Source organism: Alteromonas lipotrueae (genome assembly GCF_019249255.1).
GTDB classification, from domain to species: Bacteria; Pseudomonadota; Gammaproteobacteria; order Enterobacterales; family Alteromonadaceae; genus Alteromonas; species Alteromonas lipotrueae.
Genome location: NZ_JAESDJ010000003.1, coordinates 340,607 through 355,624 on the forward strand (window position 1 = coordinate 340,607; position 15,018 = coordinate 355,624).

Below are 15,018 nucleotides of genomic sequence, written 5' to 3' on the forward strand. Positions count from 1 at the left end.
GCCTGTAGTGAATCTACTGAGTTACCAATTTCGGCGGTGACTTTTCAATAGCGGCTTTTCTTAAGGAAGAGAAATATGTACAACAAGTTTCGCGTTTTTTCTGCTAGTCATATTGGCCATCGCGACGAGAATCAAGATGCTCATGCGGTATTAACAAAACCGCAATACGGCGAGTTTCTATGTGTGGTTGCAGACGGCATGGGCGGCCATAAAGGGGGGGCGTTTGCAGCAAAAAAAGTGGTCGACATCTGCACACTAAAGTGGAATGAAAATGAAAGTATTGAAGAGCCCGAAAATTTTCTTACCGAATTGGCATTTTTCACACATAGTGCAATTGTAGATTCACAAATTCCAGAATTCGCACAAGCTCAATCTCTCGTCTGCATGCTCTATGTCAACCTAGCACAAAGTATCTTCATGTCGATGCATGTGGGCGACTGTCGAACGTTTCAGTTTAAAAACGAAAGCTTCGTTAAACGAACCGTAGATCAATCTCTCGCTCAACTTCATGCATTAAAAGGCGATATTTCAGATGATGAAATTGCATCGCATCCAGACCAAAACAAAATTTATTCTAGTTTAGGCGGTAGTGAGCCCCCTTCCCCCCTTATTGAAAGTTACGAGAAAAGCGGTAACGTGTTTTTGGTTTGCTCTGATGGTTTTTGGGAGTTATTCACTCAACAAGCATTAGGCGAAGCACTTGAAAATATTGAGAGCGACAAGGATTTAGAAACCCTAATACAGCAGCAATTAGCCAATAAAAGTCAACATGACAATACCACCGCTATTTTAGTAAAACTGTGCTCTGAAGAAACTACAGGTTCAGGGCAAAAGCCCCAGGCACAATATGGCATTAAATCGCCGGTAACAGAATTACATAAAGCTGGATCCACTGAGAGTGAATCAAATCGCATTGAAGTTTCAATAGAAGAGAATATTGATTCAACACAAATTCACAGTGACTTAGAAAGCAGCACGCTAAAAAGCACGGCAGAGCAATCTTCACATAGTCAGTACAAATTACTGTTAGGGCTGGGGGTTCTCATCATCCTAATTGCATTAGGATATTACTTTCTGAGTCGACCTAACAGCATCGACAGTGCGTCACTACCACATCAAAAGACGAGTAAAGCTAACAGTTCCGACGCTAACCCGTCCACAGAATCTAAACAACCTATTCCAACACCCCGCCCAGACTCAAATAGTCCGACTAAGCAACAGGATAACTTACCATTGGAGTCCGCTGGAAAATCCTCAAAAGAAGTCGTAGGAACCGACACATCTTCTGCTGACTCAGGAAATATCCAAACCCGAAGAAGCACTCCAGATATTCCTGTATCAAGTATTGATGATGCTATCAAGAAAACGGAGGAAACCCTTCGAGAAGAAGGCGGCTTAGGTGAAGACGATGAACTAAAAGTAGCCACCCGCGGGCGTGAAATAGGTGATAGCCAAGTTATTAAACTCCAACAGTTCTATAAAGGTTTACCTGTTTATGGCGCCGAAACAATTACCCTTGTTCGTGAAAACAAGATAGCTAGCATAGATAGCAAAACGCTTAACGATATTAATATAGACACCTCTCCGGCACTGTCAGCTGACGAAGCATTTACGTTAGCGCAAGACGAGGTTAAATCGTCATTAAGAATGCTTCAGCAAGCGCAGCTCATCATTTTCAAAAAAGGAGACAACTACTTACTTGTATGGCGCGCTGAAGTTGAAAAAGCAACCGGTGAACAGGTAATGCTATTCCTAGACAGCACTAATGCCTTAATTGTTGAAGAAATTAGCCTACATATTTCTGAAGGCCTTGTAGATGAAACAAAGTGAACGTCAACCAAGGTACATAGGAACCAAAACTATTAGTATATGTTTGGCATTTATCTACTTATATCAGATAGAACCTGCGGTAGGCGCGGAGAAAATTGGCATTAACCGCGCGCCTCAATCACTGGAAGAGCAATCACCGCTTAGTACGCAAGCAGAAAGACAAGAGTGGGTAAAAACTGTCTTATCACAGCGATTTAATTTAAGTAAAGAGAGCGCACTTCACACCACTTCAGAGCAGCAACTACATTCCTTTAAAATAGTTGCAGTAAACCAAACATATAAAAATGTTCCGGTAGTTAATTCAGCATCTCGTTTGGTTTTAAATGCGCGACATCAACCTATATATATATTAGGCACACATAGGAATATTAAATCCGCAGAACCAGCGACCCCCACACTCAATATTGAACAAGCGTTATCAACACTAAGCATTGCAAATGGGGCTGATGTAGCATCGAGGCTAGTATATTGGCCTTCGCCGCAGGGCCAGCATATTTTGGCTTATGAATTTGAAGGAGAGTTTACCACCACGTTTGGTTACGCTCTTTCTCAACGTGTATTTGTCAACGCTACCACAGGTAGAGAATTGGACCGGGAGCCTTTATTTCACACTGCCATGCACCGCCAAATCAACAACTTTTCCGCAGCTTGTGAAGAATTCAAAGTTAAATTTCCGCTTATCCCACCGCTAACCGATAGAGTTGAAGCGCGAGCAATGAAAACCCATGCGCGAACAGAAGGCAGCGCGCCTAGTAATGATGATTCTGTAGAAACCGCCTTTACATTACTAGGTAATGCCTATGAATTTATGGATACCGTGCTCGGTATGGATAGTATTGATGGGAATGGCTTGCGCTTAAATATGTTTATCAACGTTCACTTTTTAAAGGGCATGCCTACTATTCAGTGTTATGGCGATGTATTCAATGCCATGTGGATGTCGAGAAAACAGTCACTATATGTGCCGAAAGAGGGGCTTAAATACATTGAAATTACCATGCATGAATTGGCACACGGCATTGTTTCAAATGGCAGTAATCTGGAATACTCTTTTCAATCAGGCGCGCTGAATGAATCTATAGCCGACTCAATCGGTATCGCCTTTCGCATTTGGTTAGAGCATGCTAACAAGCAGACAAATTCAACTAAGATTCCCAGGGAGTATTGGTTATTACGAATGCCTTCGGGGCCAGAAAGGGACTTAGCCGATCCTAGTTCGCTGAGTTTTGGAGAGGGTGCCTACCCAGACCATATGAATGACTTTCTGAATTGGCCGATAAAGAAAGACCAAGGCGGTGTTCATATAAACTCCTCCATAATGAATATGGCATTCTTTTTAATGGCTAACGGGGGCCAGCACCCACGCCATTCCAGTACGAGTACCGTAACCGGCATAGGATTATACCCAGCAGTACACATTGTTGCGCAAGCGGCTTCAAAATTACTTGTTCAAAATGCTAACTTTGAAGATGCTCGCTTTGCGTATGCTTTAGCCGCCGAAGCTTTGCACGGTAAAGGCTCAAAAGAGTGGGTAGCGGTACATCAAGCGATGGATGCAGTTGGTGTGACGGGAGCATGGAGCCCGCCTCAAGAAGTTCCAGAGCCACAGCCAGTACCTGTACCCACTCCCGAATCCGAATACGAGTCTTCGCCAGAGCCCACGCCAGAGCCAGAGCCACAACCTGTTCCTCAGCCAACAACGCCCCCACCAAAAGCAGAGGAACCTTTGGAAACAAATGACAGAGTCCATACGTCTAATAACGAAGCCGATAACAACCAGCTCGTTATAATTTTGATTCTAGGGAGCGTAGGTCTTTGTATTGCTTTGCTAGCGCTTTTTAAATTAAAGCCGGCGTATAGCAGAAGCGAAAGCCCCAAAGGTTATTCAGCTGAAAATACGCAAATAAATACGTCAATGGGTACCTCAGGAGCATCCCCAAATGCGACGCCGGACTATCTTGTTCCCAGGCCATCTAAACAGCAAAAGGGAAATACCAACAATAGTGGAAGTGCTCCGCATCAGCAGGCTTCGCCTTATTACTTACAATCCCTTGAGGGTAACCAAAAACTCAATATTTGTTCTTATACTGCATCGAAAGGTGAAGGGTTTGTTATTGGTAGGTCACTAGAACTTGTGCACTTGCAACTTCGAGATGAGCGAATTTCCAGACGTCACCTAAGAATTAAGTCTCATAGCGACTACTTTACGGTTGAAGATTTAAACTCAACCCACGGTACCATGCTGGACGGAGAACGACTTAAAGCCTTTTTACCAGCACCTATTAAGCACGGACAGCTCCTTCGTATTGCTGACTTTAGTTACGTATTTAAAGTCAGTTAATCGTATTACTGAGAGCGCCACTATATTTTAAAAAGAGAATAAAATGGCAGGATCACAAGCAGTCAGCGTTAAAATAGTGTCTTTTAGAGGCATAGAATCAGAATTTATCTTATCTCAAAATGGGGACTACGATATAGGTCGTTCCGACACTTGCTTCGCCAGCGTTAATGCCGAACTACTCTCCCGTCAGCATTTAGTTATTCGCTACCTCGATGGGCGCGTTTTTGTTACCGATAATAATAGTTCCAACGGCAGCATCATCGGCGACTTAACACTAGTAGGCGGTCAACCTTATGAAGTTCAGCTTCCTAGTACGATTTTATTAGCGAATGGCAGCATCCATGTCGAGCTATGCTCTTCAACTTTAGCCTCTTCAACCTCACACGCTAATTCTTCAGCACCACAGGTTTCACCAACAACGTTCCAGCCTCACCTTGGGCCCATCACTCATAGTGGCTCTGAAAATAACGAACTTCATCAATTACTATTAACCCGTGGGCAAGTACTCATTGGTCGCTCTTTCGACTGCAATTACGTTATCGACTCCCTTCAGGCATCACGAAAGCACGCTTTACTCACGTTCAGTGATGGCCAGATAACATTAAAAGACCTTGATACCACCAACGGTACGTTCGTAAATGGTGAAAAAATTAGTGGCTCAGTGAGTATCTCCACTACTGATGAAATTACCATTGGAACCACTACCTTTGCTATTGAAAGCGGTAGAGTTGAACTTGAATACGCTATCGTGGCAGATAACATAGAAAAAGTGTATGCCCGTGGCTTCGTTGGCCTAAATACCATGAGCTTAAAAATTCCGAGTAAGCAATTTATTGCCTTGATGGGCCCCTCTGGCTGTGGAAAATCAACCTTATTGAAGGGCTTAAACGGTGCCAACCCTGTAACCTCTGGGGCTATTACTGTACAGGGGTTAAAGCTAAATAATAGTAATTACAACACGCTCAAAAAATATATTGGCTATGTGCCGCAAGACGATATTGTTCACGGGGAATTAAGCGTCCAAAGAACCCTGTTTTACGCCGCCAAATTGCGCATTTCCGACGATGTAACAAAACGGGAAATCAAAGATAAAATAAGCATGGTATTGGCAAGTCTAAACTTAGATAGCGATGCCATAAGAAAAAGTAAGGTCAGTGATTTATCGGGGGGGCAGAGAAAACGGGTATCTATTGCGGTAGAACTGCTCAATGACCCTAAAATATTATTTTTGGATGAGCCCACCTCTCCTTTAGATCCAGAGACGATTGAAGATTTCCTATCCTGTATTAGACGGTTAGTGAGCAAGGGGCAAACCGTTATCATGGTCACCCATAAACCCTCCGATTTAGACTATGTTGATCAAGTTATCTTTCTATCAAAAGGAGGTTATCAAACGTATTATGGTGATAAGAAGCAGCTTCTAAACCACTTCGAAAAAGACAATATTATTGAAGTGTATTCCATGATGAAAAACCCAGAAGAAGGCCAACAGTGGTATCAACATTGGGTTCGCCAAAATCCTGCGTCTGCCCTCGAAGTAAAGCAAGAAGTACTCGCGAAGAAATCAAACACTGCTCTCTTGGGCCAGTTTTTTTGGCTCTCAGTTCGTTATTTCAATATTAAGCTCAATGACCACGCAAATTTGCTTTTGTTACTCGCGCAACCACTCATTATTGGTGGGCTACTCGTTTTTATATTTAGTAAACTTCAAGTGAGCGTGATGTTTATGATGGCAGTATCTGCGGTTTGGTTTGGGGTAAGTAATGCAGCTAAAGAAATAGTCTCTGAGCTCCCCATCTACGAACGGGAGCGCATGTATAACCTAAATATCTTCAATTATATTGCGTCTAAGCTAACGGTACTGTCATTTATCGCTTGTATTCAAGTGACTATATTTATCGCTATAACTCATCTTGCGTATCGCAACGTGAATTGGGATGCTAGTGAAGTACAACTTTGGAGTGTTAGCGCAACAGCGCTGTTTATGCTGTTATTGTCGGTTTCAGCCACCTTATTTGGCCTCTTTCTATCCGCAGTATTTACCACCACTGAAAAGGTCATGACTTTTGTACCTATTGCCCTTATGCCGCAAATCATGCTGGCGGGAATTATTGCGCCGCTAGACAATAATATAAAAGTTCTGCTCAGTTACCTTACGTTAGGTAGATGGGGAACTGAAGGGTTTGCGCATATTCAGGATGGTGCAGCCAGAGAGCTGGAAAAGTGGACGAATGAAAAAGCGGACATACCCGCTTCAGTTATGGTGCGGGTATTCAATCCACCCGCAGCCACAAACAAAGGTGATGCAACAGAATTTGCCACCCAAGGCGCAATGCAGCAACTTAATTTATACAATGACAATACTGAAATGGTGAGCTTGTTTCCAGAGAGTTTTACTGGTGTGCTTATCGCTATTACGCTAATAAACGTGCTCGCGTTTGGCGGGTTGTTACTCGCACTTCGTAGTAAAGACAAACGATTTATTTGAACCGTTTGTGTACCGCTAACTAGCAGCAGGTAATGTTACCTGCTGCTACAAAGTCACTATGCTTTACTGGTTGGTGCTCTGCGCGAGCTAGGTTTACCAGCGTTAGAGCGACCTGAGCCTCCCGGTTTGCCAGAACCACCCGGTCTACCCTGACCACGAGGTCCGTTTCGGCTACCAGAGCGACGCGCGGGTCTGTCGCCTTGGCTATTGCCGTTACCACCTTGAGATTGACGTGGGCGCTTAGGCTTGTTTGGTTTCTTAGGCGCTGACAATGTGGTTTCAGGTACTTTAGCTTGAGGCTCAAAGCCTTCAATAACTTGACGAGGAAGCAGTTGTTGAATAAGGGTTTCAATATCTTTAAGTTGGTCTAGTTCATCAACACTAACAAAAGACCAAGCTTGACCGCTCGCTCCTGCTCTGCCCGTTCTACCAATACGGTGAACGTAGTCAGCGGGCGTGTTTGGCAAGTCGATATTAATAACGATAGGAAGCTCGTTAATATCGATACCACGGGCTGCGATATCAGTCGCTACTAGTACATCAATTTCGCCACTTTTAAACTCAGACAGCGCCTTAGTACGCGCACCTTGGCTTTTATTGCCGTGTATTGCTGCACTAGGAATACGCGCTCTGCTCAGTTTGTCTGCAATACGGTTAGCGCCATGTTTAGTTCTGCTAAACACTAGCACCTGCTTCCAACCATTTTGCTTAATTAGGCTAATTAAGGCCGCTGTTTTTTTAGACTTGTCGATAGGCACTAAATGCTGCTGAACCGTTTCAACGGTAGTATTAGCAGGTGCCGTAGACACTTTCTCAGGATTGTTAGTAATCGTTTGCGCTAACGTGGTTATTTCAGACGAGAAAGTCGCAGAGAACAATAAGGTTTGACGCTTAGCTGGCAACAATTTAAGAATACGCTTTATGTCATGGATGAAGCCCATGTCTAGCATTCTATCGGCTTCATCTAACACCAAGGTTTCGAGTTGGCTGAACTTAACTGCGTTTTGTTGGTATAGATCAAGCAAGCGACCTGGGGTGGCGATAAGCACATCAACACCTGATCGTAAGGCTTTCATTTGCGGGTTAATACCCACACCACCGAAAACCACTGCAGTTTTAAGTGGCAAAAATTCGCTAAACGATTTTACGTTTTCTTCCACCTGCGCCGCAAGTTCACGGGTTGGCGTTAAAATAAGTGCGCGAACACAATTTGATGCCGCGGGTCTGCCATCCAATAAACGGTGGAGCAAAGGCAAAGAAAAGCCCGCGGTTTTACCTGTACCTGTTTGCGCTGCTGCCAGTATGTCTTTGCCTTCAAGAATAATGGGAATAGCTTGCTGCTGAATTGGCGAAGGCGTTGTATAGCCCTGTTTTTCAATAGCTTGTAGTAGCGGGGCAGCTAGGCCCAACTGAGAAAAAGACATGGATAACTCCTGGAAATAAAAATTAGGTTACGCAACGTAACCGGTCTGCGCTGAAGGGTTATCAGTCTGAAGCAGGTGTAAAACGGTAAAGTTCGTAATGTGAAACGCGAGAGGGACTTGCAATAGTAATCATAAAAGCAGAAACAATTATCAAATTAAAATAGTACCTACAAAATGCGGGCGCATACTACCACTGTTTGACCTTACTCGCTAGGTTAATTTTTAACCTCGACCGTTAAGTTAATATGCAACGAAGGTAGAAAAAGCGTATCGGTGATTTTATCTTTCATATTGCAGCACTCATTGCTCTACGCTACCGATAAATCTGCTAGAAACCTTATATGGAAAACTACTCTTGTGTCTAATTGAAATAATTTGAGAAAACGACATAATTGTGCGCAAAACAACCTATTATTAACTATCGCATTAGTGCCAACACTGCGGTTAACAATCGTTTCGCCAGCGAAACCAATTAACCAGTATTATACTAATCGTTATATGCCTTCACATTGTCGTTTACTAATAAAGAATAACTCGGGCGTGTTGACCTCTGCACATTGTTGCAGAGGTCAACACGCCCTAGGCATCAAACGACATTAGGCATTTTTAATTAACTTGGGTTTCTTAATTGAAAAGTCTTCGTTCTGACATTGCACTTACATCTATAGCTTCTGTTGCGATTATCAGTGTATTGATAATGGCTTTGTCTATTCGTGTTTACGAAACCTTGTATCAAGATTTTGTTGCCTACCAGTTTGATGCACTGGCTGAAAATATGGCGGTCGATTTATTGCCCGTCATTAATTACAGCGCAGGAAGCTTTGACCAAACCCAAGTGCTGCTAAGGTTAGACAAATACGAATACGTTGAGTTTGCTCGTATTTACAATGAATACGATGAATTGGTCAATCATTATGTGGGTAACCCAATTATCGATAATGAGTCAGCACCGGTCCCAATCATTAACGAAGTTGACTACCTTCATTTAGATAATGGCTTTCACACCATCAATAACAACATCTTTGTTATTAAAACGATAGGTGAAGTGGATCTTCCCATAGGAAAGCTCGTTCTATCCTACGACATTCAACATCCGCTTGCCGAAAACCGATGGAAATTTATTGGGCTCGTCACGCCGGTCGTCATCATTTTGCTTCTCATCACAGTCATTACTACGGTGCGCTTACAAAGACGTTTGCTCACACCACTGACATCATTAATTGCGAAAATGAAAAAAGTGGAAAAAGAAGCAAACTACGACGTAAAAGTGTCGGAAGAAGGCAAATATGAAATTGCTTCACTTGGACGCGGTTTTAATAGCATGATGCTACACATAAAGAATCAAATAGATATTAATAAGCGTAAAACACTGTTACTTGAAAGGCAGCAATCTCAAATGGAGAAGCTTGCCAACTTCGATACGTTAACAGGGTTACCCAACAGGCAATATTTAATGAAGAGCTTATCAATTGAATTGGCTCGAGCTAAAAGAGAAAAATCGCAAGTCGCGCTTATGTTTCTCGATTTGGATGGGTTTAAGCAAGTTAATGACTCTTATGGTCACGACGCTGGTGACAAACTACTTTGCGGCATTTCCTCTGAAATTTCTGATGCCATGCGTGATGGCGACATAGTGGGTCGTCTCGGCGGCGATGAATTTCTTATTATTCTAGTGGGTAACCCTACGAATTCACAATTAGAAGCAATAGCGAAGCGGCTCATCAGTAAAATAACCAAGTTGCATCATATTGATGGTTGGCGAGTGGATCCTAGCGTTAGCATAGGTATTGCCCTCGCTACCGACAGTGATTACGCCGCGTCCACGTTAGTGACAAACGCTGATGTGGCTATGTACAAAGCGAAAAACGAGGGTAAAGGTCGTTACGTTTGGTTTACCGAATCGATGCAGGAGGCAACTAGGCGCAAAATTCAGGTGGCTACTCACCTTCCTAAAGCTATCGAGAACAATGAATTCCATTTGGTTTATCAAGCTAAAGTCAACGGCCAAGGTAACGTAGTAGGTTTTGAGGCCTTGTTGCGCTGGTTTGATAATGAGCTTGGAAATGTTTCACCAGCAGAGTTTATACCCATCGCTGAGCAAAGCGACAGAATTTCTGAAATCACGCTTTGGGTGATAGTCCAAGCTTGTATAGAAATACCCCATATTACAGAACACTATGGCGAAGATATTAGGGTTTCAATCAACCTTTCTGCTTACGATCTAAAAAACGTTTATGTGACTGAATTTATCTTAGAGGGTTTACGATCTGGTGGGATCCCCAAGAATAACGTGGAATTTGAAATCACCGAATCGGCCTATATGAATAATTTCTCTATCGCAAACGCCTTTTTAGCCGAACTCAAAAAAGAAGGGTGTAAGATATCTTTAGACGACTTTGGAACCGGTTATTCATCATTAAGTTACATTACAGAGTTTAACATCGACACACTTAAAATAGACCGTCAATTTGTCAGTCAAATTGGCATTTCTAAACGATCTGAGCTTATCACTATCACTATTATCGAAATGGCAAAAAACCTTAATTTAAATGTGTGTGCTGAGGGTATCGAAACCCATGAGCAATCCGCTTTTTTAACCGAGAATGGTTGCAACATATTGCAAGGTTTTTTATACAGTAAACCAATCCCTCTTGACGCTTTGTTTTCGCAAGAAGAACGAGCTTTGTTACACCTAGTAAATTAAATTGATACATACACCACGGTTAGTCCCTTGGGAATAACGGTTCCCTCGGGTAAATAGCCAACACTTAATTTATGCTCTATGAGAAAAGTGACCATTTCTTCAATATTACTAACATTCGAAGGCGGAATACTACGCCCACTGAATCGCATTTGCGCCCAGAAAGATTGAATACGTGCTTCAGGTAATCCAATAACCCGAGTATTAAAGACTTTTCGAATATAGGAGCCTGGCTCGAATTCTACTGGTGAAAGCCCATTCGTAGCGCCTCCCATAAACACATTACGTATTTCGCTTTTACTCAACTGAAGCGATGGCTCTCCTAAATTAGCGACCACCCAAACACGTTCACGAGCGTGCACTAACTGCGGAAACGCTAAACAAGATAGGCACATGAATAAGGGTAAATATCGCATTAAAATACCCATTCTAATCCCACCTGATAAAGACTTGCCCGCCTATCAAAATCAGCATTCTCTGGAGGGACATAAAACAACGATGTTTTGCCCTCTTTACCCTTCAAAAACGAAACCTCTGCTTTGAATGCAAGATTGGTACTGTGATCCCAACGAACACCAAAGGTTAAAGAATCTAAGTCATCAGTGGGAAATAAAGCGTTAATAGAATCAACCGATGTTGATAATAGGTCTAATAGCGGACTGACACCTAATGGGATGGTATTTTCAATACTGTTCTCGTCTTGTCGTGATGTTGCTATCGTTGCGTGGAATAGCAGCGAGTTATAATAATGCCCTATAGTAAGGTAGTAGCTGTCGATACCAGATAATACATCGAGATCAGAATCTACCGACATAGATTCTGCGCTAATAAACCAATCTAACGATGTATAGCCTGCGCCAAATACGTAAACGGATACGCCGTCGTCCAATCTAAATTTTGCTGCGAGTTCATCAAAGCCAGCCGAAGTAAGCCCCCCAACTAATTGGTCGATTAGCACGCTATTATCTACAACTTCTGTCACTCTCATAAAAGAAGAACGAAAGCTAAAGCCATCATAAGTCAGAGAAAGTACCGCACCGTAAATATCATTGATATCAACATCAAACCCTTCTTGGCCGGAGAAAAGTTCGCCATCGAAATTTCCCCAATAACCCTCAATATCAAATCCAACGTTTTTAAATTGTGTTTTGTGTCTTACGTTCACGCCTTCGTAACCCGAATAGAAAAGCCGTCGGCTGTAAACTTGCTCGGGTGCATTTAGCCAAGGGTAAGAAAACCCCACATCGATAACATCAGAATATTTAAGTACAGGTATCCGAAGTCGCCCAGCGTTGAACTGCCACGATGATGAAGGTTGATAAGTAATATAAAGCCAATCTAATCCTGAATCTCTATCTGGTCCAGTGTGGAGTATTCCCTGCGCAGAAATTGAAAACTGGTTATTAATAGCATAATCGGCTTGCAGTGCGAAAAGTGAGTCTTCAGAAAAGCTCCACGAGCTATCGTAATTTGCATAAGATGCTTCGCTTGTGGAGAGCTGACCACCTACTACCCTAGCAAACCCAGAGAACGTTAGATCGCGATGGGTATCTGCAATCGCAAAAGGGGTAAAAAGGGCTAAGGTGAGCAAAGCAGCAGTGATATATTTCAGCATCTAGGTCACAACTCAGTAAATATCAATAGCAGACGGTGGCACATGAGCTAGCTGCTGTTTTAGTTACATAATTAATAGCATAAGCGCTAACAATTACCAGCCAGACTTAAGTATTAGGAAATATTTATGCAGCCTACAAAACCACTGGATACGAGGCTGATTAACACTAATCTGTTATAAAAATAACAGTAAGACTATCTGGAAGCTCAACGCCTTCAGGTAAATAACCTATGCTGGCTTCGTTTTCATTTAAGTAACTTATCATCTCATCAACATTACCAACACTGGTGGGTGGCTTATTCCTACCGCTGAACTTCATCTGTGCCCAGTAAGACTGAATTCTAGATTCAGGTAGCCCTATAACATACGTGTTGAAGACAACCCGAATATGGGAGCCGCTCGCAATGTCTACGGGAGTAAGATTAGATTCCGATACTCCCCCCATGAAGATATTGCGGATTTCCCCTTTACTCAAGGAAACAGGTTGATCAGCTAAATGCGCAACCACTACCACTCGCTCGCGCTCTTGGGCAACCGCACAAAAAATAAAGGAGATGATGAATATAGCGAAGGCAAATTTCGACATTAAAACACCCACTCTAGGCCTAGCTGATACAGTGTGGCTCGCCGGTCAAAATCAGAACCGATGACATCTAATTCAAAAAACGATGTTTTTCCTTCTTTTCCTTTTAAAAAAGACACTTCAGCTTTTAACGCTAAATCGTTTCGAAAATCCCACCGGGCCCCTAACGTTAATGAGTCTAAGTCATCCGTTGGAAAGTACGTTTTTACTTCCTCCACAGCGAAATGAAGCGCATCAAGTTGCGGTGCAATGCCAACAGGGATCGGGTTTTCAATATCGTTTAAAGATTGGCGAGATGAGCCCACGGTGGCGTGTACTAACACTTCATCGAAGTAATAACCAAAAGTAACATAAAAACTGTCGATACCGCCTAGAATGTCTAAGTCTGATTTAACCGACATCCATTCAGCAGAAGCAAACCAATTCAGCGAGTCGTAGCTGATACCGAACAGATAAGAGGTGGCTCCACCGTCAATATCCAAGATATCTGCGGTGTCGGGAAAGCCTGCGGCGCGTAAGCCTTGAATTAATGGATCCAACTCGGTTAAATCGGTGTCGGTATCGTTCGCGTGTATAGTGGCAGTTCGAAATTGAAAACCTCGGTAACTTATTTCTACTACTCCACCATACATGCCATCGACAGTAACATCAAAAGCCGTTCCGCTGGAGTGTATTTCATCACTGTAGTTCCCCCAGTAAGCTTCTAAGGAAAAGGCGACCTCATTAAATGAACCTAGGTAACGCGCATTCACGCCTTTGTACTGGGAAAACAGGTAGCTGCTGTAAAGTTGCTGCGGCGCATTTAACCATGGATAAGCGAAACCAACGTCTATCACATCAGAATATTTCAAAAAAGGTGTGCGTATTTGCCCAAGGTTAAACTGCCAAGATGCGTTAGGTTGGTAGGTTAAATACAGCCATTCCACACCCGATTTTCTCGTCTCATCGCTATGCCATAATAATTGTCCAGACAGAGAAAAGTAATCATTAATAATATAATCGGCTTGCAGTGCTGCTAAGGATTTTTCAGAGAAGCTTACCGAATTATTATAGCCCTCGTACTTAGCTTCATCGGTAGATAAGTAACCGCCAACCAATCGCGCAAACCCAGAAAATTGTAAATCATTTGAAGTTTTGGCGGTGGCTCCAAAGGAGATAAAACTCTCGATTATAAACAGTAATGTGAACCGACTAACCAAAGGGAAACCTTATAAGCAAACAAGTGTGAAATTAACTATCACAAGCATCTAGTGATTATTAATCTAAAATCCACTTTTCGCCAGTTTGGGCAGTAAGTTAAGAGATAATTATTTAGAACGGAACACGATGAGCTACCAGAAGTAAAAGTGATCCCCTCACTCTGGCAGTAATTTGTAGAATAGACGATTTCTTTTGCTATTTAACGTCTAGGCATGCTTGTGTGATGGCTTGCCAGTTTTTCGCCTCAACCCACTCAGGCTTTGCTACCCAAGTTCCACCCACAGCAAAAATATTGCTCATGGATAAATAATCTTGATAGTTACTTTCTGACACACCGCCGGTTGGACAAAAGCGTGTATCTTTAAACAATCCGCCTACCGCTTTTAAAAACGCTGCGCCGCCAGATAGAGATGCAGGGAACAACTTCATTTCACGAAAGCCATGCTCTCTTGCTAATACAATATCAGCAACAGTGGAAACGCCAGGTAACACAGGTAAACCACAGGCTGTTAATGCAGTGAGTAAGCGCTCGGTGACAGCTGGCGTCACAATGAAATCAGCGCCTGCGTCTTTAGCAATTTGCAATGATGTTTCATCAATAATGGTGCCCGCACTTACAATCATCTCAGGTAGAGCAGCTTTTATCGCTGTAATTGCTTCGGCTGACTTTTCTGAACGAAGTACGACTTCTACCGTGCGCAAGTTCGCTTCATACATCGCTTTTGCGATATCTACACCGTCGTCTGCATTATTGACTTGGATAATAGGTAAAAGCTTCTGCTCTCCCATAATTGAAGATATAGAATTCATAATTTTCTCTGTGTAATTTTGCGTAA

Annotated in this window: 10 protein-coding genes; 4 read left to right on the forward strand and 6 right to left on the reverse strand. The window is 42.7% G+C overall.

What is annotated here, in order from left to right:
- Positions 1-75: 75 nt before the first annotated feature.
- The 3 genes from KYS23_RS06755 to KYS23_RS06765 are packed head-to-tail and all read left to right on the forward strand — an operon-like array spanning position 76 to position 6,659.
- Complete coding sequence (locus KYS23_RS06755) at positions 76-1,830, forward strand: PP2C family protein-serine/threonine phosphatase (protein ID WP_218418265.1); 1,755 nt, start codon at positions 76-78, stop codon at positions 1,828-1,830.
- Positions 1,817-4,171 (forward strand): M4 family metallopeptidase, encoded by a 2,355-nt coding sequence (locus tag KYS23_RS06760; RefSeq protein WP_218418266.1) that lies wholly within the window; start codon positions 1,817-1,819, stop codon positions 4,169-4,171. The genes KYS23_RS06755 and KYS23_RS06760 overlap by 14 nt, the downstream gene beginning before the upstream one ends.
- A gap of 43 nt (positions 4,172-4,214) precedes the next feature.
- Complete coding sequence (locus KYS23_RS06765; RefSeq protein WP_218418267.1) at positions 4,215-6,659, forward strand: ATP-binding cassette domain-containing protein; 2,445 nt, start codon at positions 4,215-4,217, stop codon at positions 6,657-6,659.
- Between the two features lie 56 nt (positions 6,660-6,715).
- Here KYS23_RS06765 and KYS23_RS06770 read toward each other — a convergent pair whose 3' ends face one another.
- Positions 6,716-8,083: a DEAD/DEAH box helicase gene (locus tag KYS23_RS06770; protein ID WP_218397791.1), complete on the reverse strand. Its 1,368-nt coding sequence runs from the start codon at positions 8,081-8,083 to the stop codon at positions 6,716-6,718.
- Positions 8,084-8,711: 628 nt separating this feature from the next.
- On the opposite strand from KYS23_RS06770, the gene KYS23_RS06775 reads away from it, so the two are divergent.
- The gene (locus KYS23_RS06775; protein WP_246604312.1) at positions 8,712-10,787 is read left to right on the forward strand and encodes an EAL domain-containing protein; all 2,076 of its coding nucleotides are present in this window, start codon (positions 8,712-8,714) and stop codon (positions 10,785-10,787) included.
- Here KYS23_RS06775 and KYS23_RS06780 read toward each other — a convergent pair.
- From KYS23_RS06780 to eda, 5 genes are all read right to left on the reverse strand, one after another.
- A complete protein-coding gene (locus KYS23_RS06780; RefSeq protein ID WP_246604313.1) occupies positions 10,784-11,212 on the reverse strand; it encodes a hypothetical protein in 429 nt (142 codons plus the stop codon). The genes KYS23_RS06775 and KYS23_RS06780 overlap by 4 nt on opposite strands.
- Positions 11,200-12,399, reverse strand: coding sequence for a hypothetical protein (locus KYS23_RS06785; protein WP_218397793.1), 1,200 nt, complete (start codon positions 12,397-12,399; stop codon positions 11,200-11,202). Before KYS23_RS06785 ends, KYS23_RS06780 begins: the two co-directional genes overlap by 13 nt.
- A 166-nt stretch (positions 12,400-12,565) precedes the next feature.
- Positions 12,566-12,985, reverse strand: a complete 420-nt coding sequence (locus KYS23_RS06790) for a hypothetical protein (protein WP_218418268.1) — start codon at positions 12,983-12,985, stop codon at positions 12,566-12,568.
- Positions 12,985-14,181, reverse strand: a complete 1,197-nt coding sequence (locus tag KYS23_RS06795; protein WP_159533177.1) for a TonB-dependent receptor — start codon at positions 14,179-14,181, stop codon at positions 12,985-12,987. Before KYS23_RS06795 ends, KYS23_RS06790 begins: the two co-directional genes overlap by 1 nt.
- A gap of 196 nt (positions 14,182-14,377) precedes the next feature.
- Positions 14,378-14,992, reverse strand: a complete 615-nt coding sequence (gene eda / locus KYS23_RS06800; protein WP_159533179.1) for a bifunctional 4-hydroxy-2-oxoglutarate aldolase/2-dehydro-3-deoxy-phosphogluconate aldolase — start codon at positions 14,990-14,992, stop codon at positions 14,378-14,380.
- Positions 14,993-15,018 lie beyond the last annotated feature (26 nt).